General features: G+C 62.4%; 18 protein-coding genes and 1 riboswitch. Of the genes, 12 read left to right on the top strand and 6 right to left on the bottom strand.

Going from position 1 to position 23,193, the window contains the following annotated elements:
* Positions 1-21: 21 nt before the first annotated feature.
* From CD932_RS01880 to CD932_RS01850, 7 genes are all read left to right on the top strand, one after another.
* The gene (locus CD932_RS01880; RefSeq protein WP_369679801.1) at positions 22-2,178 is read left to right on the top strand and encodes a S46 family peptidase; all 2,157 of its coding nucleotides are present in this window, start codon (positions 22-24) and stop codon (positions 2,176-2,178) included.
* Positions 2,179-2,320: 142 nt separating this feature from the next.
* Positions 2,321-5,092: a type VI secretion system Vgr family protein gene (locus CD932_RS01875; RefSeq protein WP_254926424.1), complete on the top strand. Its 2,772-nt coding sequence runs from the start codon at positions 2,321-2,323 to the stop codon at positions 5,090-5,092.
* Between the two features lie 26 nt (positions 5,093-5,118).
* Positions 5,119-7,173 carry a phosphatidylserine/phosphatidylglycerophosphate/cardiolipin synthase family protein gene (locus tag CD932_RS01870; RefSeq protein WP_094441155.1) on the top strand — a complete coding sequence of 685 codons (2,055 nt, stop codon included), beginning with the start codon at positions 5,119-5,121 and terminating at the stop codon, positions 7,171-7,173.
* A 2-nt stretch (positions 7,174-7,175) separates the two neighbouring features.
* Complete coding sequence (locus tag CD932_RS27990; RefSeq protein WP_141213148.1) at positions 7,176-8,780, top strand: tetratricopeptide repeat protein; 1,605 nt, start codon at positions 7,176-7,178, stop codon at positions 8,778-8,780.
* 278 nt (positions 8,781-9,058) lie between these two features.
* Positions 9,059-9,577 (top strand): DUF2867 domain-containing protein, encoded by a 519-nt coding sequence (locus tag CD932_RS01860; RefSeq protein ID WP_094441153.1) that lies wholly within the window; start codon positions 9,059-9,061, stop codon positions 9,575-9,577.
* 87 nt (positions 9,578-9,664) lie between these two features.
* Positions 9,665-10,276: a nicotinamide riboside transporter PnuC gene (pnuC, locus tag CD932_RS01855; RefSeq protein WP_094441152.1), complete on the top strand. Its 612-nt coding sequence runs from the start codon at positions 9,665-9,667 to the stop codon at positions 10,274-10,276.
* A gap of 8 nt (positions 10,277-10,284) precedes the next feature.
* Complete coding sequence (locus CD932_RS01850; protein WP_254926423.1) at positions 10,285-10,806, top strand: AAA family ATPase; 522 nt, start codon at positions 10,285-10,287, stop codon at positions 10,804-10,806.
* Here the strand turns inward: CD932_RS01850 and CD932_RS01845 are convergent.
* Together CD932_RS01845 and CD932_RS01840 are read right to left on the bottom strand one after the other, a co-directional pair.
* Positions 10,803-12,950 carry a TonB-dependent siderophore receptor gene (locus CD932_RS01845; protein ID WP_094441150.1) on the bottom strand — a complete coding sequence of 716 codons (2,148 nt, stop codon included), beginning with the start codon at positions 12,948-12,950 and terminating at the stop codon, positions 10,803-10,805. The two genes, CD932_RS01850 and CD932_RS01845, sit on opposite strands and share 4 nt — an antisense overlap.
* A 77-nt stretch (positions 12,951-13,027) precedes the next feature.
* Positions 13,028-13,126, bottom strand: a riboswitch (TPP riboswitch).
* A 66-nt stretch (positions 13,127-13,192) separates the two neighbouring features.
* Entirely contained in the window at positions 13,193-14,350 is a 1,158-nt protein-coding gene (locus tag CD932_RS01840) for an iron-containing alcohol dehydrogenase (RefSeq protein WP_094441149.1), read from the bottom strand.
* A gap of 144 nt (positions 14,351-14,494) precedes the next feature.
* Between CD932_RS01840 and CD932_RS01835 the strand changes: the two genes are divergently transcribed.
* Together CD932_RS01835 and CD932_RS01830 are read left to right on the top strand one after the other, a co-directional pair.
* Entirely contained in the window at positions 14,495-14,800 is a 306-nt protein-coding gene (locus CD932_RS01835; RefSeq protein WP_094443392.1) for a hypothetical protein, read from the top strand.
* 84 nt (positions 14,801-14,884) lie between these two features.
* Positions 14,885-15,361 carry an Imm26 family immunity protein gene (locus CD932_RS01830; protein WP_094441148.1) on the top strand — a complete coding sequence of 159 codons (477 nt, stop codon included), beginning with the start codon at positions 14,885-14,887 and terminating at the stop codon, positions 15,359-15,361.
* Here the strand turns inward: CD932_RS01830 and CD932_RS01825 are convergent.
* Positions 15,342-16,697, bottom strand: a complete 1,356-nt coding sequence (locus CD932_RS01825; RefSeq protein ID WP_094441147.1) for a sensor histidine kinase — start codon at positions 16,695-16,697, stop codon at positions 15,342-15,344. The genes CD932_RS01830 and CD932_RS01825 overlap by 20 nt on opposite strands.
* A 16-nt stretch (positions 16,698-16,713) precedes the next feature.
* A complete protein-coding gene (gene ompR, locus CD932_RS01820) occupies positions 16,714-17,415 on the bottom strand; it encodes a two-component system response regulator OmpR (protein WP_254926594.1) in 702 nt (233 codons plus the stop codon).
* 261 nt (positions 17,416-17,676) lie between these two features.
* Between ompR and CD932_RS01815 the strand changes: the two genes are divergently transcribed.
* Together CD932_RS01815 and CD932_RS01810 are read left to right on the top strand one after the other, a co-directional pair.
* Positions 17,677-18,063 carry a hypothetical protein gene (locus tag CD932_RS01815; protein WP_254926422.1) on the top strand — a complete coding sequence of 129 codons (387 nt, stop codon included), beginning with the start codon at positions 17,677-17,679 and terminating at the stop codon, positions 18,061-18,063.
* 136 nt (positions 18,064-18,199) lie between these two features.
* Positions 18,200-20,071 carry a flagellar assembly protein A gene (locus CD932_RS01810; RefSeq protein WP_141213147.1) on the top strand — a complete coding sequence of 624 codons (1,872 nt, stop codon included), beginning with the start codon at positions 18,200-18,202 and terminating at the stop codon, positions 20,069-20,071.
* Here CD932_RS01810 and arfB read toward each other — a convergent pair.
* Positions 20,068-20,466 carry an alternative ribosome rescue aminoacyl-tRNA hydrolase ArfB gene (gene arfB / locus CD932_RS01805; RefSeq protein WP_094443390.1) on the bottom strand — a complete coding sequence of 133 codons (399 nt, stop codon included), beginning with the start codon at positions 20,464-20,466 and terminating at the stop codon, positions 20,068-20,070. The genes CD932_RS01810 and arfB overlap by 4 nt on opposite strands.
* A gap of 189 nt (positions 20,467-20,655) precedes the next feature.
* Between arfB and CD932_RS01800 the strand changes: the two genes are divergently transcribed.
* On the top strand, positions 20,656-21,129 hold the full coding sequence (locus CD932_RS01800; RefSeq protein WP_094441144.1) for a chemotaxis protein CheW: 474 nt from the start codon (positions 20,656-20,658) through the stop codon (positions 21,127-21,129).
* Positions 21,130-21,158: 29 nt separating this feature from the next.
* Here the strand turns inward: CD932_RS01800 and CD932_RS01795 are convergent, their stop codons facing one another.
* Positions 21,159-23,153, bottom strand: coding sequence for an ATP-binding cassette domain-containing protein (locus CD932_RS01795; RefSeq protein ID WP_094441143.1), 1,995 nt, complete (start codon positions 23,151-23,153; stop codon positions 21,159-21,161).
* Between the last annotated feature and the right edge of the window lie 40 nt (positions 23,154-23,193).

Genomic DNA, 23,193 nt, shown 5'->3' with positions numbered 1-23,193 from the left:
TGCTTTTTATGGAGGCTTACCTTGTTCAAGACTATCGTGTTACCAGTCGCCCTGATGGGCGCGTTCGCCGGCGTACAAGCCGACGAAGGGCAGTGGCAACCACACCAACTGCCGCAGCTGAAGGCCGAACTCAAACGTGTCGGCATCGAGATCCCTGCTGAAAAGCTGGCCGACTTGAGCAAGCATCCGATGAGCGCCATCGTCTCGCTGGGCGGCTGCTCGGCCGCCTTTGTGTCGAACGCCGGCCTGGTGGTGACGAATCACCATTGCGCGTATGGCGCGGTGCAGCGCAATTCGACCCCCGAACACAATTACATCACCGACGGCTTCCTGGCCAGGACCCGCTCCGCCGAGCTGCCGGGTGGCCCGAACAGCCTGGTGTATGTCACCGACAAGGTGGAAAACGTCAGCGAGCGCGTGTTGAAAGGACTGACGGCAAGCATGACCGGCCGCGCGCGCCATGAAGCGGTGGAAAAACGCATCAAGGACCTGATCGCCGAATGCGAGACGGACAAGATGTACCGCTGCTCGGTGCCGGCCTTCCATCGCGGCCTCGAGTACTACCGCATCCGCCAGATGATGATACGCGACGTGCGCCTGGTGTACGCGCCGTCGGACAAGATCGGCAACTTCGGCGGCGACATCGACAACTACGAATGGCCGCGCCACACGGGCGACTATTCCTTTTTGCGCGCCTACGTGGGCAAGGACGGCCGCCCGGCCGATCCGTCGCCGGACAACGTGCCCTACCAGTCGAAGGACTTCCTGGTGGTGTCGGCCGAAGGCATCAAGGCCGGCGACGGCATTTTGCTGGCCGGCTACCCGGGACGCACCAGCCGCTACAAGCTGCCATCGGAAATCCGCTATGCGCGCGATGCGGCCTTCCCTTTGAAAGTGGCCGAGCTGCAGGCCGACCTGGCCGTGATGGCCGACGCCACCCATGGCGACGCCGCCGCGCAAGTGCGCTACGCCAGCGTGGTCAAAAGCATCAACAACGTGCTCAAGAAAACCCAGGGCCTGCTCGACGGTTTCGCGCGCAAGGATATCGCCGCCATCAAGGACGTGCAGGATGCGCAGTTCCGCGCCTGGTACGCAAAACAGCCGAACGTGTCGCCGACCCTGCTGGCCGAACTGGACGCGGCAATCGCCAGCGACATGGCCCTGAGCGACGAAGAGTTCGCCTGGTCGGTGGCCACCAATAGCGACCTGCTGAAAAGCGCGCGCTCCTTGTACCGCTACGCGCAGGAAGGCAAGAAGCCCGATGCCGAACGCGAATCGGGCTACCAGCAGCGCGACCTGGCTTTTATCAAGGCCCGCCTGGCGCGCCTGGAACAGTCGTATGTGAACAAGGTCGACCAGGCGCGTTTCGAAGCGGGCCTGAAGCGCTACGCCGCGCTGGCCGCGAAGAGCCATCCGCAAGGCCTGGACGCGCTGCTGCCGGCGCCGAACGCCGTCGTCGCCCTGTACACGAAGACGCAACTGGCCGACACCGCCAAACGCCTGGCCTGGCTGGAAAAAGACCAGGCGGCGTTCGGGCAGTCCGACGACGCTTTCGTGCAACTGGCCATCACATTGCAGCCGGTCGCGGCCGCGCTGGAAGAGCGGCGCAAGGAAATCGACGGCAACCTCGAGCGCGTGATTCCGCAATACATGCAAGCGGTGATCGCCTGGAAACAGTCGCAAGGCAAACCGGTCTACCCGGACGCCAACGGGACCCTGCGCGTGACCTATGGCACTGTGGCGCCATACTCGCCGCGCGATGGCATCAGCAAGGGGCCGTTTACCACCGTCGAAGGTATCGTTGAAAAAGTCACCGGCAAGGCGCCCTTCGAGGCGCCGCAAGGCCTGCTCGACGCCGTCAGGGAAAAACGCTACGGCCAGTTCCGTGATCCGGTGCTGGGCACCGTGCCGGTCAACTTCCTGACCAGCGCCGACACCACCGGCGGCAACTCCGGCTCGGCCGTGATGAACAAGCGTGGCGAGCTGATCGGCCTGAACTTCGATTCGACCTATGAATCGATCACCAAGGACTGGTACTTCGATACGGCCATTACGCGCGCCATCCATCTCGATATCCGCTACATGCTGTGGGTCATGAAAGAAGTCGACCATGCCGACAACCTGCTGGCGGAAATGACGATCAAGTATCCGAAGCCCGCAAAAACAGCGAAGAAATAGTCGTCGGTCGCTGAACGCAAGCCGCATCCGCCTCCGGGCCGATGCGGCTTTTTTACGTATGGGCAACTAGTTGAGTTTCATCAAGATGCCAGCGCTCACCCTGGTTAGCATAAGCCAGGGAAACAATTGCGCAGGAGGCGAGATGGATGATGGCAGGCTGGCAGCCGATCTGGCGCGCCTTTTCGCAGCAGGCCGGCGGGTCCAGGACAGCCGCTTCCTGCGCATGGATTTTCCGCACGACGATGGTCCGCCCGATACCGCGCTGCTGGTCAACAGCTTGCGGGCGCACGAGGAAATGTCACGCGACTTCCGCTTCGAGGCCGAACTGCTGTCCGACAATCTCCACGTTCCCCTGACAGCGATGATGGGACGCATGGTCACGATTTCGATGGTGCGCGATGACGGCAGCTTGCGCCATTTTAATGGTTATGTCGGCGAATTTCGCCTGTTGCGCAGCGATGGCGGTTTCGCGTTCTACCAGATGGTGCTGCAACCCTGGCTGGCGTTTTCCAGGCTGCGCATGGACAACGTCTCGTTCCACGGACGCACGGTCATCGACATCAGCGAAACGACCTTCGAGCATTATTTGCAGCGCGACTGGCAAAACCGGCTGCAAGAAGATAAAGCGATATTAAGCTGCGCCAACCAGCATAATGAAACCGATTACAACCATCTGCACCGGCGCTGGGAAGAGCAGGGACTCCATTATTGGTATGAACATCGCGCCGACGGTCACGCGCTCTGTCTGGGCGACAATACCTGCCTGAGCGACAGCATCGACCCCAGCGACCGCCATGCCAGTGTAGCGGACGAGATGGTATTTCGCAGCGGTGCAGGCTCGCTGGAGCGCGACGGCATACGCGATTGGCAGGCCATACGGAAGATCGCTTCAGGCTCGCTCACGCTGGCCAGCTTCAACTACAAGCATCCGTATGCCACCCGCGCCAGCGGCTATGCGCTGCACCAGCAGGGTGACGTGTTTGCCCATGAACTGTATCAGGACACCGGCTATGGCTATGCCGACATTGACGACGGCGACGCGCTGGCGCAACGCCGCATGGAGGAACACAACTGCCGGGCGCAATACTTCGAAGCGGGCGGCAATCACCGCTGCGCCCAGGCCGGGCGCAGTTTCACGCTGGGCGGCCACTTCAGCGGCAAGCAATCCATGCCGGCCAGAGGTGAAGCGGCGCGCCCGGACATCGGCTCGCGCGAATACCTGATCCTGTCGGTCGATCATATCGCCAGCAACAATTACCAGGCAGGGCCGGGCGCGAAGTCGCATTATGAAAACCGTTTCAGCTGTATCCGCAAGAGCATCCGCTGGTATCCGGGGCGGCTGTTCAACAGCACGCCTTGTACATTTTCCGGCGTGCAGACCGCGATGGTCACCGGGCCGGCAGGCGAAACCATCCATACCGACGCGCTGGGGCGGGTGAAGGTGCAGTTCCACTGGGACCGGCTGGGCAAGTTCGACGCGGGCAGTTCGCCATGGATCAGGGTCATGACGCCTTGGGCGGGCCAGGCGTTCGGCCAGATCGCGTTGCCGCGCATCGGCCAGGAAGTGCTGATCCAGTTTCTTAACGGCAATATCGACCGTCCCGTGATTGTCGGCGCGGTGTACAACGGCAACCATGCGCCGCCGTGGAATTTGCCGGGGCAATGCATGCTTGGCGGCTGGCGCAGCGCCGAGCTGATGCCTGGCGGCGGCTACGGCGTGCGCGGCAACCAGTTGGTGTTTGATGACACGCACCAGCGCATCCAGGCGCAACTGAAAAGCGATCATCAGCACAGCCAATTGTCGCTCGGCTGCATCAGCCGCATCGAAGACGCCAGCGGGCGCAAGGATGGTCGTGGCGAGGGCTGGGAACTGGCGTCAGACGCCTGGGGCGTGGCGCGCGCCGGCCGCGGCATGTTGCTGACCACCGAGGCGCGCCCTGGCGCCGCCTCGTCTATCAAAAGCATGGATGAAACCTTGCGCCGGTTGGCCGAGGCGGCTGAGCGGCACAAGGCGCTTGCCGCCTTGGCGCAGCATTACGGCGCGCAAGAAAGCGCCGCCCAGCAGGGCGCCGCCGCCGATGAGCTGAAATCCCAGCATGCCGCGATCAAGGGTGCCGGCGGTGGCGAAGGCGTATTTCCCGAGTTGGCGGCACCGCATCTGGTGCTGGCCAGCCCGGCCGGCATCGAAACGACGACCGCGCAATCTACGCACATCGCCAGCGCCGGGCACACCGCGCTGACGACCGGGCGCGACCTGTCGATGGCGGCCGGCGGCGGCCTGTTCGCCAGCATCGGTGCAGCGCTGCGCCTGTTCGTCCACAAGGCAGGCATGAAACTGATCGCCGCAGCCGGCCCGGTGCAGATCGCGGCGCAAACCGATGCGGTCGAGATCGTCGCCAACAAGGTACTGGAATTGATCAGCCAAGCCGACTGGGTGACTATTCGCGGCCGCAAAGGCGTGCGCCTGCATGGGGCCGATTGCATGCTCGAAATTGGCGACAAGGTACAGTTTTTTACCGCGTCGCCGACGCTGTTTCATGGAAACCTGGAAACGCTGGCGCCGAAAAACCGGCCGCAACCGGAGATGGAACCGCCCATCGCGCCGGTAGCAGGGCAGTTGCAGCATACGATACAGGCCCGTGCGGATGGCGGCCAGTGTGCCAACGTGCCGTACACGCTGTACAAGGGGGACGTCGAAGTCGGGCAAGGCCTGACCGACGAATTCGGCCGCATCCTGATCGCGCACCAGGACGGCACGCCACGCTACCGTGTCGTCCTTGGCAATGGCGAGGAGTTTTCATTGCAGGCCAGCGCATGCTTCGATGCCAGTGCGGCACCGGACGGCGAACAGAAGCTGTCGAACCGTGGCTTGCGCGCGCTCGACGCTACCTGCGACGGCCGCAGCTTTCAATGATCACCTTGCACTGACTGGAGAACGCCATGCCGGAATCGACCAAGCGCACTGAAACCACCCACATCGACGAGGTCGGCCGCACTGCCACCAGTTCGCTCCAGTGGCTGCTGGAAAACCGCAACCTGAAAGGCAATGCCAGCCACCCGATTACGCATAACAACAAGCTGACGCTGTTCATTTGCGGACAGGAAGGGTTCGCCGACATCGCTGGCGAGATCGCCAGGGCTGAAAAGTCCATCGACCTGTGCTGCTGGGGTTTCGACCCGGGCATGGAACTGGTGCGCGGCAACAGCGCCACCTGGCCGCGCGGCGAAACGTTTGGCGACTTGCTGATCGACGCCGCACGGCGTCACGTCAAAGTGCGGCTGCTGATCTGGCATGACCGGATCGGCTCGCCAATGGTGCACAATATGCCGGGCTATTCGCACGGCACCTCGCCATGGAAAAACAGTGGACAGCGTGCCGACGACATCAGCGCTAAAGCCAGCCTGGCGATGTTGCAGGACGCGGTCGCCAGGAAAGAGAGGGTTAGCGGCGGTTACAGGGGCGATAGGATCCCGCCCGAGGATATCCCGATGCTGGCGCGTGAAGAATATTGCTACAGTTGGTATGTGCTCGCGTTCAAGGGTCTGTTTGGAGGTCTGGAGATTCGCTTGCGCCATGGCGACAGCGCCGCGATCAGCAAGAGTATCGCGACCGAAATCAACCAGCCGCGCGGCTTGACGATGCTGGAAATCGAAAAGCCCGGCATGCAATACCTGGGCACGCATCACCAGAAGCCGGTCCTGATCGATTTCGACCACAAAGAGGGAGCCAAGGCCGTCGGTTACGTGATGGGCCTGAACTCGGTGACCGATTATTGGGATACGACGGCCCATCTGCTCGACGATACGCGGCGCGAACAGGGCGGCGTCAACGAGCGGCGCGAGTGCTTGCAAGGAATGGCCGCGGACGGCGGGTTTGCCACGCTGAAACCGTACCAGGATTATGCCTGCCGCATCGACGGCGGTCGTGCGCTGATCGCGCTGTACAACAATTTCGTGAAGGCATGGGATCGCGCGATCGACGACCGCACGCGTTCGGCTTCCACCGACTGTGTTAGCCGGGAGTTGCCATGTGGTAGCCCACCGGCACGACTGTTGGATAAGGCCGGACCAAGCGACTCCACCGTGCAGATCGTCCTGACGCAGCCCGAGGAGCAGGACAAGACCATCAAGGAAACCTACTTTCGCGCGGTGACCCAGGCCAGCCTGGCGGCCGGCTACCTGTACGTGGAAAACCAGTATTTCCAGTATGAGGAATGGGCCAGGCATTTGCTGGCCGAGCGCAAGAAGGTGGTCGCCGCCTGGAAGGCCGGCAGTGTCAAGGCCGGCAAGACCATGCGTGATATGCCCATCATGCACGTGTTCATCGTCATCCCGGTGCCCGAGCGCGCGCAGATGGTGCCGCGCACCCACGACACGCTGGCGGCACTCGGGCAGCACGATGGCATGACGGGACAAAACACGATGATCGATGACTACAACAAGCAGCCGAAAACCCGGCGTGTCAGAGGCGGATTCGGCATCACCAACGAGGTTGAAGTCAAGTTGCCCGACGTGGTGCGGCACTCCAACGGCATCAACAAACCGGGCGCGATGACGCTCGAAAGCGAGTTCGGGCTGAAGGTCTCGGTGGCCATGCTCAATGTCAGCGCGTTCGACACCGACCGCTGGCGCTACCGTGAAATCTACATCCATTCCAAATTGATGCTGGTCGACGACGTATTCATGACCTTGGGCAGCGCCAACCTGAACCAGCGCAGCATGGCCGTCGACAGCGAAATCAATATCGCCACCGTCGATTACCGCGTGGCCCGGGACTTGCGCAAGCGGGTGTGGCGCATGCTTAGCGGGGGATTGGTCGATGGCGGGGGCGGGACGAAGGCGGAGATTGCGTCGGCGTTCGGGAAATGGGTTGAATTGATGGGAGAAAATCGCGGCAGGAAAAAATCTGATTCTGCAAGTGCGGACCACAAGAAAATGACCGGATTTTTGCTTCCCTTGGAAGATAGCCGTAGTTCAACGCTACGTTTAGGTTGAACATGAAAAATTTTAAAAACTTCTCCCTTCTCCTGTCATTTTTTATCTTGGCAGTATTCCTGAATATTTCTTTAATCGCCTGCAAAATGCCTAACGACAAAAAAGAAGTCTTGCCACGCAACCAAAGCTTGCCATTATTCAATCCCCACGTTGCGGATTTTATCTGTGAAACCGAGGCAAGCAAGGTGCCGCCCATCGATGCGCAAGCCGAGGACTGGTTCCTCGAAGCACGCGCCTTGGAAGATCCTGAAATTTTCGTGGAAGATCGCGATTACAACAAAATTGTCGATCTGACACATCGGGCGGCGGAGCGATTGCACTGGAAGGCGATGCTCAATCTGGCCAGCCTGTATGTGGAAGGGCGCGATCCCTTATACGGTAATGAAGAGGCGGTTCAACTGGTGGAAAAGGCGATGCGGCTCGGGATACCGGCCGCGTATGATCGGATGGGAACGTATTATGCGAACAGCACCGGCGTTGACGGCGACATCACTCGCGCTTATGCCTTCTGGCAAAAGGCGGCGCAGATGGGTAATCCTCAAGCGATGGAATTTTTGGCAGATAAATTAAATGTTGGACCTGCAAATGAGGGTGCAGGGTATTGGGCTAATATTCCTGTCGCAATAAAAATGATGGAATGTGCATTTTCCCAAGGAAATGGGCCGGTTGCATATAATCTTTCTTATATGTATGCGTCCCCCAGAACGGCCACGGGGAGAGTTAGTGGTCCGCGTACGCTAGAAACCAAAGCACTTGCTCTTAAAGTCTTACACAAGGGAGTAGCATTAGGCTGCGGAAAATGCGCAAACAAACTGGAGATTGAATTCGGAGATCCATTTGATCTTGCAAACATGCTGGTTCCATATATTGATAAAGCACGTGCAGAACGTTATGGTGTACTTAATCGTGAACTGGGATTCAATCCCAATGCGCGCTTTCCTAATCTGGACAAGGTATTGCCGCTGCCCCCCGCCGATCTGCCGCCCTGGAATGGCGACAGGGATACCTTGCTGCATGCTGCCAAGGGCGTGCGCCCGCCACCCGCCATCCCGCAGCCAAGCGCCGCCTCGCTGTTACAAAAACCGTATTTCCTGGCCGCCGACTATGCGCTGCGGTCCACCGGCTTGCACAGCGACGCGCCGACTGCGCCATTTTCGGCGTACTGGCAACCCGCCGGTGGGCAGGGCTTGACGGAGCCGGCCCGGCTGCTGCGCAAAGGTGAAGAATTCCGCCATTTCGGCGTGCTCAATGCTGCTGGCACGGTCCGTTATGGCCCCGTGACATGGGAGCATTGCCTGACGATACGGCATAACCATGGCGCGGTGGAACCGCGCGCCGCACGCGGTTTGCTGCGCGAAGTGGCGCGGCCCGAGCCATTGTTGAGCTGCGCTTGCGGGCAAGCGTGTCCGGTCAGCGGCGTCTGGCAACCGTGGGTAGCGGCCGACCATCCTCTGCAGGCCATCGTCAACCAGTCCTGGCGCCAGGCGTGGCTTACCCAGGGCGCGCCGTTCCCGCAACCGCGCCGCGATTGGTTGCTGGCCTTGCCAGATGACGACGTGACGTGGCATTTGATGGAGGCATCCATTGCAGATCCGGCTAACGCCTGACGACGATGGACAGGATGCAGGTCAGCGGTGCTGGCGTCAGTGCCGCTGCCGGCAGCTGGAAAAACCCTGGCACCAGCGCTGGCGACAGTTCCTTGCCGCCCGCTCAGCAGCAGCATCACGTAGCCGTGGCCCAGCGACCAGCCGGCGCTCGCGGCGGCGCGCTATTTGTGTCATTCTGCCGCGCCAGTTTCATAAGTTATCACAGTTTACAGTGCCTGGCTTATGTGTATCATCACCATGTCAGTTGTGAGCACATTCTCTCTACACATGAGGCCACCATGCAAGCAATCACACTCAAGGCGCGCAAGGCAGCCTTGCCGCCGCAAGCGGCCATCGCGCCGCTGTATCCGGGCAGCGACCTGGCCGACGCCTATGTCGTCGCCTTGCCGAACGCGCAGGCGGCCGGCATGGACATGGAGCGCCTGGCCAACGTGGTGTTTGGCAGCCAGCCCGGCTGGGCGCAAAAGCTGATGGTGCTGCGCGACGCCATCGTGGCGCGCTTCGGCATCAAGACCGCGACCGAGTTGACCAAGGGCGGCGGTGGACGGGTGGGCATCTTCCGCATCTACGCCGTCACGGCCAACGAGATTATCGTCGGCGAGGATGACAGCCACCTGGACTTTCGCCTGTCGATGCTGCGCAGCGCGCAGGGCGGCGCGCATGGCAGCCTGACCCTGGCCAGCGCCGTGCACTGTCATAATTGGCTGGGACGCGCCTACCTCATGCTGATACGGCCCTTCCACAAGCTGATCGTTCGGTACACGCTGACGCGGGCGGCACGCAGCGGGTTTCGGTAAGTCCGGTAAGTCCGGCACAGGGGGGGCGATTCTTGCTTATTCAGGCCTGGTATTGCATACTGCACCACCAGCCTCATCCCCACTCTCATGAACGATACGCTTTTCCTGCTGGGTTTTGCCACCACGCCGCTCGAACTGATTTCCTTTGTCCTGGCCTTGATCACCGTCGCGCTCAATATTGGCCAGAATCACTGGGCCTGGCTGTTTGCCATCATCTCGTCGGCCGCTTACGGGTTTGTGTTTTTCGACTCGCGCCTGTATGGCGACATGGGCTTGCAACTGCTGTTTATCGCCATATCAAGCTGGGGCTGGTATCAGTGGCTGCATCCGACAAGCGGCGCGCCGGTCTTGCCCGTCACCTGGCTCACGCCGCGCGGCTGGCTGGGCAGCGGCGCGGCCTGGCTGATCGGTTTCCTCCTGATTTCCTGGCTGCTGACCTCCACCGATACCGACGTGCCGCATGCCGACGGCTTTTTGACGGCCGGTAGCCTGCTGGGCCAGTTGCTGCTGTCGCGCAAGAAGATCGAGAACTGGATCGTCTGGATCGTGGTCGATATCCTGTACGTGGTCTTGTATGTCCACAAGCACCTGATGCTCACGGCCGTGCTGTACGCGGTGTTCGTGGCGATGGCGATGATCGGCCTGCTGGCCTGGAAAAAGGCGGCGCCGGCCGCGCCGGACGCGATGGTCCTCAAGTGAAGGCTGCCTTGTTGCGGGTTGCCATACTGGGGGCCGAATCGTCTGGCAAATCGACCCTGGCCGCGGCCCTGGCCGAGCGCCTGGGTACCGTGTGGGTGCCCGAATACTTGCGCGAATTTGTCGAGACGCAGGGCAGGGTGCCGCTGGCGCAGGACCAGTTTTTCATTGCCAGCACCCAGCTCGCGCGCGAGCGTGAAGCGAGTGATGCTGCGCATGGCGTGCTCATTTGCGATACCACGCCCTTGATGACGGTGCTGTACAGCCGCCATTATTTTGGCGGCGAAGACGCCCCACTGGCGGCGCTGGCCGCCAGTACGCACTATGATTTGACATTGGTGACGGCGCCCGATACGCCGTGGGTGGCGGACGGCTTGCAGCGCGAGTCGGAAGCCGTGCGTCAGCTGATCTACCGTCAATTGCTCGATGAACTGGCGGCGCGCGGGATTGCTCATCATGTGCTGCACGGCAGCTTGGCGCAGCGGCTGGTGCAAACCGCGCCGCTGCTCGATGCGCTGCTGGCCAGCGCTTAAAAGTCGAACTGCGCCGACACTTTCAACGTGCGGCTGGCGCCCGGGAACAGGTAGCCGTCGGATTCGGGCGTCACGTCGCGCCAGTAGAACTTGTCGAACACATTGTTGACGGCGGCGCGCAGCACGGCCTGCTTGCCGGCCAGGCGCGTGATATAAGCGGCGCCCAGGTTGGCCACGTGATACGACGGCACGAAGGTGTTATTGTTGAACTCGAACGCTTTCTTGCCCGAATACTCCCAGCTGCCGTTCACCGACAGACCCGCCACCTGCGGCACGCGGTAATCGAGGTTGACGGCGCTCTTGAAGGCCGGCACGTTCGGCACGCGCTTGCCGTCGAGCGAGGCTAGACCCGTGTTCGATTGCTGGCTGTTCAGGGCCGTGACCGAGACGCCGATATGGAGGTCGCGGCTGGCCTTGCCTTGCGCCGACAGTTCCAGGCCGCGGTGCTGGGCCTGGCCGGCGCGCACGAAAACGTTATTGGCGTTCTGGAATTCCAGGCCCTTGCGGATCTGGAACAGGCTGGCGGCGACCATCAGCTCCGGCGTGAGCTCGGCTTTCACGCCGAACTCGATCTGCTTCGAGCGGCTCGGCGACAGTTCCTCGTTCGCGTTCTGCGCCTTGCGGTCGGCCGTGCCGCCGTGCTCCATGCCCTGCGAGTAGGCGCCGTAGACGGCCAGGTTGTCCAGCGGGTTGTACACCAGCGCCACGTTGGGCAGCAGGAAAGCATGTTTGGCGCGCACTTCGGCCACGCCCGGGTCGGCTTTGAGCACATACTGGAAACCGTCGACATCGATATGGCGCAGGCCCGCATGCAGCTTCCAGTTCGGTGCCAGGGTCACAATGTCCTGCACGAAGACCGAGTTTTCCTTGTCATTGCGCGTCTCGCGCACCGGGCCTTGCACGCCGTTCGAGAGGGGCACGATGACGGGCTTGTAGATATTGCTGGTGCCGGCGTAGTCGTACACATAGCGGCCGGCGCGGTCCTTGCGGTGGAAGGTGGCCACGCCCGCCGTCAATTCATGGCGCAGGCTGCCTGTGGCGAACTTGCCCTGGATCATGGCTTGCGCGCTCAAGGGCTTCTTGGTTTCGCCCAGGCTGCGGTAGTCGTAGACATCGTAGTCGCCATTGCCGCAGAAGCCGGGAAACAGTTCCTGCGTGCTGCAGCCATACGGAAACGCCGTATAGTCGTCGCGCTTGAACGAGTGCTGGTTGGCGCTCAGGGTGGCGTGCCAGATGTCGTCGAACGCATATTCAAAGCGCAGGCCGAGGTTGCTGGTGATGGTCTCGACCGGGCGCGTCCAAGGCTGCAGGTTGAGCAGGGTGTCGGCGCGCACGCCGGTGGGCAGGGTGGTATTGTTCAGCAGTTGAAAACCGGGCGCGGTGATCTGCGATTTGTCCTGGTAATCAAGATCGAGCTGCAGCAGGGCCTGTGGCGAAATCTGCCAGTCGAAGGCGCCGGAGATGAATTTGCGGTTGCCGTCGGCGCCCTTGACGTAAGAACGCAGGCGCTCGGCCGCCACGTTGATGCGGTAGCCGAAGCGCGGGTCGTCCAGGCGTCCGCCCAGGTCGACCGCGCCGTACAGCGTGCCGCGTTCGCGCGCTTCGACGGTGACCGTGCGCAGTGGCGTATTGGTGGGGCGCTTGACGATAAAGTCGATCACGCCGCCCGGCGCGGCCATGCCGGCCTGCAGACCGGCCAGGCCTTTCAATACTTCGATGCGCTCCTTGTTTTCCAGCGGGATTTGCGTGTCGCCGGGGATCGCAATGCCATCCTTGCGGTAGCTGGAATTGTTGTCGAGCTTGAAGCCGCGGATCGAGAACTGCTCGGCATAGCCGACGGCGTTGTAGGCGTCGTTGATGCTGGCATCCAAACGCACGGCGTCGCTGGTATTGCGGATCTGCAGGTCCTGCATGGTTTGCTGCGAAATGACGGTGACGGCGGCCGGCGTTTGCAGCAGCGGTGCATCGGAAAAGCCGCCCACCGAGGCGCGCTGGGCGGCGGGTGCCTTGCTGGCGGTAACGATCACTTCGGCCATGCTTGGTGCATCAGCGGCATCAACGGCGTCATCGGCAAAAACGGGCGCGGCAAACGCTTGCGCGATGGCCAGGGTCAGGATGGAGACAGACAGATTCGGTGTGGACATGATTGCTCGTGGTTCAAGCCGTTTTATCAACGGCAGGCTGCTTGTTCGGCTGGCGCCAGCGCAGGAGCTATCAAAGGGGGAGGTACTTTGCGCTTTCCCTTCGCTGGCATTATCCAGATCAGGTACGAAGGGTATCTCTCACCCGGATGACTGCTCCAGGACCCCTAGCGAGCCGACAGCTTAGCATGAAGCGTCACCCCCTGTCTGCGGGGCTGACGGTTTTACAACACCGTGCAGTGACGCTACAAGCTCAGTTCCAGCACCTTGCGGCTGACGGCCAGCGTTACTTCGCCCTGTTCGCCAAGCGCCGTCATGCCGTGCGCTTCCAGTGCGGCAAGCACGGCGTCGACGCTGGCGTGGTCCAGGCCATAGTCGGCCAGGCGCGTCCTGACGCCCATATGGCGGAAGAAATACTCGGTGCGCGCGATTGCCGTTTCGATGCGGCCGTCCTCGTCGCCGCCATCAAGGCCCCACACGCGGGCCGCGTACTGCAGCAGCTTGGCGCGCTTGGCCTGCTTGCGCACGCGCAGCATGCTGGGCAGGATCACGGCCAGCGTCTGCGCATGGTCGAGTTCATACAGGGCCGTCAGTTCATGGCCGATGGCGTGCGTGGACCAGTCCTGCGGCACACCCACGCCGATCAGGCCGTTCAGGGCCAGGGTGGCGCACCACATCACGTTGGCGCGCACGTCGTAGTCGTCCGGGTGCGACAGCGCCTTCGGGCCTTCCTCGATCAGCGTCAGCAGGATGCCTTCGGCAAAGCGGTCCTGCACCGAAGCGTTGACGGGGGCCGTCAGGTATTGCTCCATCACGTGGGCAAACGCATCGACGACGCCGTTGCCGACCTGGCGCAGCGGCAAGGTAAACGTTTTTGACGGGTCGAGCACGGAAAATTGCGGGTACACCTTGCGGCTCATGAACGAGCGTTTTTCCTGCGTCGCCTTGCGCGTGATGACGGCCGAGCCATTCATTTCGGAACCGGTGGCGGGCAGGGTCAGCACGGTGCCGAAGGGCAGGGCGGCGTCGATGATCTTGCCGCCTTTTTGCAGGATGTCCCACGCTTCGCCGTCGCGCAGGGCGGCTGCGGCGATGAACTTGGTGCCGTCGACCACCGAGCCGCCGCCGACGCCGAGCAGGAAATCGATGCCTTCGCTTTTTACCAGTGCCACCGCTTGCATCAGGGTTTCATAGCTGGGGTTCGGTTCGATGCCGGCAAATTCGAGCACCGTGTGGCCGGCCAGCGCGGCGCGCACTTCATCGTAGACGCCGTTCTGCTTGATGCTGCCGCCGCCATAGGTCATCAGCACTCTGGCCTCGGGCGGTATCAGCTTGCCGATGGCGGCGATCTGGCCCTGGCCGAACAGGATCTGGGTGGGATTGTAGAAGTCGAAATTGAACATGGCGCTCCTGATGCTGATGAGGTTCCAGGCCTGATTATGGACGATGATGGCCGCACGCGTGTTTGCCGCTTGAGATTTTCGCGCGTGCGGTGGAAAATGCAGCGCATGTTGACCCGCCTGGCCGACGCACACAAAGGAAATCGCATGTCGTTTTTACCCCTGGAAGAATCGGGCCTGCCGGCCACCGCACTGGACATGCACCGCGCCATTGGCGCCCTGGTCGCCGCGCTGCAGGCGCTGGACCTCAACAGCCAGCGTCTCGAGGCCTGCACCGACCCTGAACTGCGCCGCGTGCTGGCCCATGCGGGCGACACCAGCCGGCGCGAAGCGGCCATGCTGTTCGAATGGATGCGCCGGCGCGATGCGCGGCTGGACAAGGAAATGAAGGAAGCGCTGTTCAAGGCGGGACCGATCGTGGCGCAATATCACTACGACGACAAGGTTCAGTAGGCCTTGGCGGCTGCGTACCATGCGCCGTGGAAGTGAGGGCTCGCGTAGACTGTGCCCGGAATACGATTTTGGGAGTGTACAGTGATGAAGTCTTTACCATACCGCGAAGGCAGCTGGTTTGCCGTGCCCTTGCCGGGTGGAGGGCATGCCGTCGGCGTGGTGGCGCGCCGGGCGCCGGCAGGGCGCATCATGCTGGCCTATATGTTCGGCCCGAAACGCGATGCGCTGCCGTCGCTGGCCGAACTGGACACACTGCGGCCGGAACAGGCCTTGCGTCGCTTGCGCACCGGCGACATGGCCCTGCTGAACGAGCGCTGGACCATGCTCGGCGACAGCGAACACTGGCAGCGCGATGAATGGCCGATGCCCTCGTTTATCCGCCGCAATGAGTCCTTGCAGCGCGCCTGGCGCGCCACCTACGCCGACTTTGATCCGGCCAAGCTGGACCGCGAAGAATCCGTGCCGTTCGATACGCCGGGGCTGGAAAGCGATTCCTTGTACGGCTATGGCGCGACGGAATTGTTGATGAGCAAATTGCTGGTCACGCCGCCGGCAAACTGATCTGGAACGCCAGCCCGCCACCGGCGCGGTTGCGCACCTGCAGCTCGGCGCCATGGCGCAGCAGCACGCGCTCGACGATCGCCAGGCCCAACCCTGCGCCATTTGCCTGGCCGCGCGCCGTGTCCAGCCGGGTAAATGGCTTTAACATCTGCTCGATCTTTTCCACCGGCACGCCGGGGCCGTGGTCCTGCACGTCGATGATCACGCGCCGCGCGGCGCCGCTGCCCCTGAGCTGGCAGCTGATGTCGAGTTCGGTGAATTCGCTGCCCGGCGTCCTGGCATAGCGGCGCGCATTTTCGACCAGATTGTTCAGCACGCGGCGCAAGTCGGTCGGGTTGCCCATCACATGCGCATCGCCGGCAATCGCGGTGCTAATTCTTACGTCAGGCAGGCGCATGGTTTCGCGCGCCATATCGGTCAGCAAACCGCTCAGGTCGACCTCGGTGAAGCTCGACGCTTCGGTCGGCTTGGCGTAGTCGAGGAACTGGCCGATGATGTCGTCCATCTGGCCGATATCGGACTGAATGCCGTCGCGCGCCTCGTCGGACAGGTTGGCCATTTCCACTTCCAGCTGCATGCGCGCCAGCGGCGTGCGCAGGTCGTGCGAGATGCCGGCCAGGATCACGGCGCGGTCGGACTCCACCTGTTTCAGGTCGTCGACCATCTGGTTGAAACTGCGGTTGGCCTCGATGATTTCGATCGGGCCTTTTTCCGGCAGCGGCGCCGGCTGCTTGCCCTGGGCGATGGCGCGCGCGGCCACCGTCAGGCGCGACAGCGGCAGGTTGATCAGGCTGGAAATGATGGCCGCGCCGATCAGTGACAGCAGCGACACCAGGCTGGCCCAGCCCAGCCACTGGAAGCCGGTCAGGCCGCGCAGGCGCTCGCGGTCGAGCATCAGCCAGTATTCGTCGTCGTCGATCTTGAAGCTGACCCAGAAGCCGGCCACGCCGTTGACGCGCGCGGAAAAGCGCGTGTCCTGGCCCAGCTTGGCCTTGACCAGCGCTTCGATATCGGGCATCAGATAATTGTCGGGCGGCGGATCGATGCGGTCGTCTTCCTCCAGCGGGAAGATGCGGATGCCTTCGTTGCTGACCAGGTCGAACAGCAGCTCGCGGCGCAACTCGGGCGCCGAGTGGGTCAGCGCCGCGTGCGTGATGGTGACCACCGAAATGACCTGCGCGGAAATCTGCTGCGCCTGCGGTTCGCGCTGGATCACGGAAATCATGCCGATCCAGGAAATCATGCTGACGGTAGTCAGGGTGCCGAGCAACAAAAACGTGCGCCAGAACAGGCCGCTTTTCAGCCGCGCAAGGCTGAGTTGGGGAACAAGTTTCATCTAGCCTCGCCAGCGATCAGCGCGGCTGTCCGTCCGGAATGAAAACATAGCCCAGGCCCCACACCGTTTGGATAAACAGCGGGCTCGACGGATCGGGTTCGATCAGTTTGCGCAGGCGCGAGATCTGCACGTCCAGGCTGCGGTCGAACACTTCGTACTCGCGTCCGCGCGCCAGTTCCATCAGTTTTTCGCGTGACAGCGGCTGGCGCGCATGACGGGCAAATACTTTCAGTACGGAAAATTCGCCTGTGGTCAATGGCACCGTCTCGCCTTTTTTCTTCAGGGTGCGCGTGCCCAGGTCCAGCACGAAGTCGCCGAATTCGAAGGTTTGCGGCGTTTCCGACGGCGCGCCCGGAATTTCGTCGGGACCCTTGCGGCGCAGCACGGCGCCGATGCGCGCCACCAGTTCGCGTGGATTGAACGGTTTTGGCAAATAATCGTCGGCGCCCATTTCCAGGCCGACGATGCGGTCCACGTCTTCGCCCTTGGCCGTCAACATGATGATCGGCGTCTGGTCGCCGGCGCCGCGCAGGCGGCGGCAGATCGACAGGCCGTCTTCGCCAGGCAGCATCAGGTCGAGCACCAGCAGGTCATAGCGTTCGCGCAGCCACAGTTTGTTCATGGCGGTGGCGCTCTCGGCCGTGAAGACGTTGAAGCCCTGTTCGGTCAGGTAGCGGCGCAGCAGGTCGCGCAAGCGCACATCGTCATCAACCACCATGATCTTCGCTTGGTGGCCATGGATATTTTGCGTTGTGGCACTGCTGCCGGAAGTGGAAGTTGTGGTCATTTTGGGGGTCGTGTTATCTTATAATTAGTCGCTATAGTAACGCCTGGCGCGGCATGGGCAAGTGGCTGGCGCAACCCATTACATACTGTTACAAACTTTACCCAATTACTCTTACTGCACCGTGTAAAGCATCATACACTGGGGCCACAGTGGAATTGCGCTTTATGTTCGGCATCGCGGAAGAGGAACTCAATGAATATCGTCAGCCAAAAAATTCACCCCGCTCCCGGCGCATCAGCGTCCGTACATGCCGTGCACGTGCTGTCTTCGTTCGTCCTGTGCACGGTATTGGCCTGTGGCGTTGCGCAGGCACAGTCGCAGCAGCCACCGCGCCGTGACGACCAGCAGCAGATGCAGTCGCAGCGCTTCGAACAGCCGCAGCGCGGCAATGATAACCGACTGCGCGAACAACGTGAGGCCCGCAGTTTCGACACGCGCGTGGAAGAGCAGCGCCGCGCTGGCGAAGGCAGCGATGCGGCCCGCCGCACCGGCCGCATGACAGCCGACGAGCGGCGCGACCTGCGCCGCCAGATCAATGAAGCGGGCCAGGATATCTATTCCAATCCACCGCGCCGCTAAAAGCAGGGCTGCGCCGCTTGCTGGCGCGCATGGCGCCTGATTTTTTTTGTTTCCACGATCCCGCCGGCACGCACGCCGGGCCTCCCCGTGATATTGTTCCAGTGCAACGTGAACAGTTTCACTATTGGGGGGCGCAGTGAGTAATGAAGAGACACCAGTGCCCGGCGCCATCGAAGCTGGCAGCTTTGCGCCGGGCTTGCTGCAGCGCAAGGAAGGGATATTCTTCGACTTGTCGCTGGCGCCGGAACAGCTGCGTGCGGCTGTCGACCAGCTGTTCCGGTCAGGCATGCTGCTCGCCGGCATCGACTATCCTCTTTTCCAGATGACCTTGTACCACGCGCCGGGGCCGCGCACCGCGCCCAAGGGCGAAGCCGTGGTGCGTATCGCTGCGGGGGTGGCGCCATTTTCGCCGCTGCGGCGCGAACTGTACGAACATATCAAGGTCAGCGGCGAGGTGGCCGATTGCTATTTCGAAGCAGTGCCGTCGAGCGAGGACAGCCGTGTGCCGGTGGCGCGCGATTTCGACGAAATGGTCGCCGCGCTGTGGGCCACGGGTGTGTTTTACGGTATCGACAGCGGCGTCGTGCGCGCCATGATCGCTTCCGGCAAGGCCGAGCGCATCACGGTGGCGCGCGCGCTGCCGCCCCAGCCGGGGCGTGACGCCCAGCTGGTGGAAGTGTCGCAAGGCATCCATCGCAACGACGCGCCACGCGAGCGCTCGAACGGCAGGCTCGACCTGCTCAGCTTCAAGAACCGTTTCCCGCAAGTCAAAAAGCATGCGCGTTTGCTGTACAAGCTGCCGTCGGTACCGGGGCTGCCCGGTCATGCGCTCGACGGCGCCGTGTTGCCACCGCCGCCGCCGCTGGAAGTCGAACTGGCCACGGTGGCCGGCGAGGGCACCACGGTCGAGCGCTACAGCGAGGGCGAGTTCCTGGTGGCCGCCATGGACGGCTATCTGAATATCGACGAGCAGGGCAAAATTTCCATCGGTAACAAGATTGTCAGCCGCGAAGGGGTCAGCAGCCGCACCACGGGCAACCTGAAGTTGCGCGCCGCCTATGAAGAATACGGCGAGGTGCAGGAGCAACGCGAGCTCGACGGCAGCGACATCACCATCCACGGACACGTGTACGGTCGCCTGCACTCCTATGGTGGCACAATTTTATTGCACAGCAACCTGGTCGGCGGCACGGCCGTCAGCGAGCAGGGCGACATCCGCGTCGATGGCGTGGCGTCCGGCGCCGTGATCCAGGCGCGCCAGGGCGAAGTGCGCTTGCGGCGCGCCGAAAGCTGTGTCATTTCCGGCACGCGCGTGGTGATTGACCATGCCAGCAATTGTGACATCATCGCCGATGAAATCGTCATCGAGATGGCGCTCGGTTGCGCGGTGGCGGCGCGCACCATCCGCATCGGCAGCGCCGGGGCGCGCAAGCAAATTGAAATGCGCGCCTTTCCACTGGTGCCGGACCTGGCGCTGCTGGAGCAGAAAATCGCCGACAGCGTGGCCCGCGCGGCGCAGTATGAGCAAATGCAGCGCAAGCGCCAGCAGGAGATCGATGCCATCGCGCAACTGCCCGAGGTGCGCAGCTACCTGGCCCTGGCCGGCCAGCTGCGGCGCGGCGAGCTGGTGCTGCAGCCAGCCCAGCAGGCGCCGTACGACAAGCTGGCGGCCCGCATCGCGCCGGTGCTCAAGGAAGTGGCGCGGCTGCGGGTGGAAGTGAAACAGTCGGAAATCCTGCAGGCGCAGATGCTGGCGCTGGCCGAGGAGAGCCGCGCGCAGCGCGCGGCGACGGCCGGCCAGTCGCGCTGCGTGCTGGACCTGGTCGATGGCGACACCATCGTGCGCTCGATGGTGGCGCCGCCCGGGCAGGCCAAGGTGTATGACCTGGCGCCGAAGGAAATCAAGGCCCTGCTGCACAGTGCGATACCGGTCACGGAGAATGTGTTTGCCGACAGCAGCGGCAGCCTGGACTGGACCTACACTCCACCGCCGCTCGGAGCCCTTTAATCGGTGACTTTACCGCGCGACTGCTTGAGGGCGCTGTGCGTGCTCTTGCTGTCCAGGCGCCGCCGCTGCGAGCCGCGCGTGGGCTTGGTGGCGCGCCGCACGGCCGGCAGGCAGGTCACGCTATCGATGATTTCCTGCAGCCGGCGCAAGGCCTCTTCCTTGTTCTGTTCCTGGCTGCGCGATTGCTGCGCCTTCAATACCAGTACGCCGTCCTTGCTGATGCGGCTGTCGCGCAGGGCCAGCAAGCGCTCCTTGCATGCGTCGGGCAGCGACGAGGCGGCAATCGGAAAGCGCAGGTGGATGGCGCTCGACACCTTGTTGACGTTCTGTCCACCCGGCCCCTGGGCGCGGATGGCGGAAAATTCGACTTCGGCGGGATTGACGAGGTGTTGCATGGCCTGTCCGGGATTCAAAAGGTGTTCATTGTAAGCGAAACAGGGCGCCGCCCTGTGCTGGCGCAAGGAAGCCAGCCCTTGCTGGAAGTGTCCTACGAGCAATTTGACGTTCCACAACGCCCGCGCTGGCCAGTTGCTTAGCATGGGCTTTTCGCGCAGGCCCGCGCGCCGAACGTTGAGAGGACGCCCATGCAGCCCACCACCATGCCCTGTGCCGAGCAAACGGCGGACTACCTGAGCTTTCGCCTTGGCGGACTCGACTATGGCCTGCCCTATGGCCGCGTGCGCGAATTGCGCCCGTTCAGGGAGCTGGACCGTTTTTCGTCGGAAGGGGCGCTATTGCATGGCGTGGCCGTTTCGCGCGGCATGATCATCCCCATCGTCGACATGCGCGCCGCCTTCGGCCTGAGCAATCAGGCCCCCGATCCGCAGCTCGACGTGATCATCTTGCAACTGAGCAGCTGCGTGATGGGCATGCTGGTCGACGAAGTGGGCGACATCGTCAGCCTGGGGAATGGAAATATCCATCCGTTGCCGGGCCTGGGCACGGTGGAGGCGGACTATCTGATCGGCCTGGGGCTGGCAGCGGGACGGCGTCTGATCCTGCTCGATATCGACCGGCTGATGGCGATTCGCCCCACCCATCCAGTGCAGGCGGCCTAAGACGGCTTGCGCCGTCTTTGGTTTATTGCTTAAGCCCCCAGTTTTTCCAGCTGATCCTGCAGCTCCAGCCATTCCGCTTCGAGCTGCGCCAGATCCTTGTTGAAGAAGGTCTGGTCGGCCAGCAACTGCTTCAGCTTGGCCTTGTTGGCCGCGTCATAGATGCCCGGCTCGCCCAGCTTGGCTTCGGTTTCCGCCTTTTGCGCATTGCGCTTGGCGATCTGCTCTTCCTGGCGCTTGAGCTTGTTTTCGATCGGCTTGCGCAAGGCCGCCGCTTTCTGGCGCTCCTCGGCTTCCTTGCGCTTGTCGCGCACCGGCGCGGCAGCGGCCACCGGCGAAGCGACAGACGACGTCACCGGGAAGTCCGTCTTGTTGGCCTTGCCGGCCGCCGGCAACACGTCGGTGCCCTTGCCCAGCTTGGTCTTGAACAGCCAGTCCTTGTAGTCGTCCAGGTCACCGTCGAACGGCTGCAGCTTGCCGTCGGCGACGATGATGAACTCGTCGGTGGTGGCGCGCAGCAGATGGCGATCGTGCGAGACCACCACCAAAGTGCCTTCGAACTGTGCCAGCGCCTCTGTCAGTGCTTCTCGCGTTTCCAGGTCCAGGTGATTGGTCGGTTCATCGAGCAGCAGCAAATTTGGCCGTTGCCAGACGATCAGGGCCAGCGCCAGGCGGGCTTTTTCGCCGCCCGAAAACGGCGCGATCGAGGCGGTGACCATATTGCCGGGGAAGTTGAAGCCGCCCAGGAAGTTGCGCAGTTCCTGTTCGCGCGTGGTCGGCGCGATCTTCGACAAGTGCCACAGCGGCGACTCGTCATGGCGCAGCATTTCCACCTGGTGCTGGGCGAAGTAACCGATGTTCAGGCCCTTGCCCATGGTGGCGTCGCCCGTCAGGGGCATCAGTTCGCCGGCGATGGTCTTGATCAGGGTTGATTTGCCGGCGCCGTTCTGGCCCAGCAAACCGATGCGCTGGCCGATCTGCAGCGAAAACTTGATGCCGTTGACGATGGTTTTATGCGTGACTTCGCCGGTCGCTTCGTTTTCGATCTTGTAGCCTGCATCGACGTCTTCCATCACCAAGAGCGGGTTCGGCGCGCTCAGCGGCTCGCGGAATTCGAACGAGAACTCGGCGGCGGCGCGCAACGGCGCCAGCTCTTCCATCTTGGCCAGTGCCTTCATGCGGCTTTGTGCCTGGCGGGCCTTGGAAGCCTGCGCCTTGAAGCGGTTCACGAACGACTCCAGGTGGGCACGCTTGCGCTGCTGCTTTTCCAGCGCGCCGGCGGCCAGGATCATCTGCGCCGCGCGCTGGCGCTCGAAGCTCGAATAGTTGCCCGAATAGCGTTTGAGCTTGCGCTCGTCGATATGCACCACCACGTTGACCACTTCGTCGAGGAAGTCGCGATCGTGGGAAATGATCAATAAAGTGCCGGCGTAGCGCTTGAGCCAGTCTTCGAGCCAGATGATGGCATCCAGATCCAGGTGATTGGTCGGTTCATCGAGCAGCAGCAGGTCGGACGGGCACATCAGCGCTTGCGCCAGGTTCAGCCGCATGCGCCAGCCACCCGAGAAGCTGGCCACCGGTTGCTGCATCTGGTCCAGGGTGAAGCCCAGGCCCAGCAGCAATTGCTCGCCGCGCGACTGTACCGTGTAGGCGTCGGCGTCGGCCAGCGCGCTGTACATATTGCCGATGGCGATGCCGTTTTCGGTGCTTTCCGGCTGGGATTCCAGGTGCGCCAGTTCCGCTTCCAATTTGCGCAAGGTGGCGTCGCCGTCGATGGCGTAGTCGAGCGCGGCACGGTCCAGCGGCGGGGTTTCCTGCGCCACGTAAGCCACGCGCCATTTGGCCGGGAAATCGATCTCGCCCTGGTCAGGGTGCAGCTCGCCGCGCATCATGGCGAACAGGCTCGATTTGCCCGCGCCATTGGCGCCGATCAGGCCGATCTTGTCGCCCGGGTTGAGGGTGACGTCGACTTGTTCGAGCAACGGTTTGATGCCGCGCATCAGGCTTACTTGTAAGAAACGTATCATTTTTTTCTTTGTATTGGAAATTAAGGCGCCGCGCCGCTTG

Source organism: Janthinobacterium sp. PC23-8 (assembly GCF_002250505.1).
GTDB lineage: Bacteria > Pseudomonadota > Gammaproteobacteria > Burkholderiales > Burkholderiaceae_D > Janthinobacterium.
This window is presented reverse-complemented; position numbering and strand designations above follow the sequence as displayed.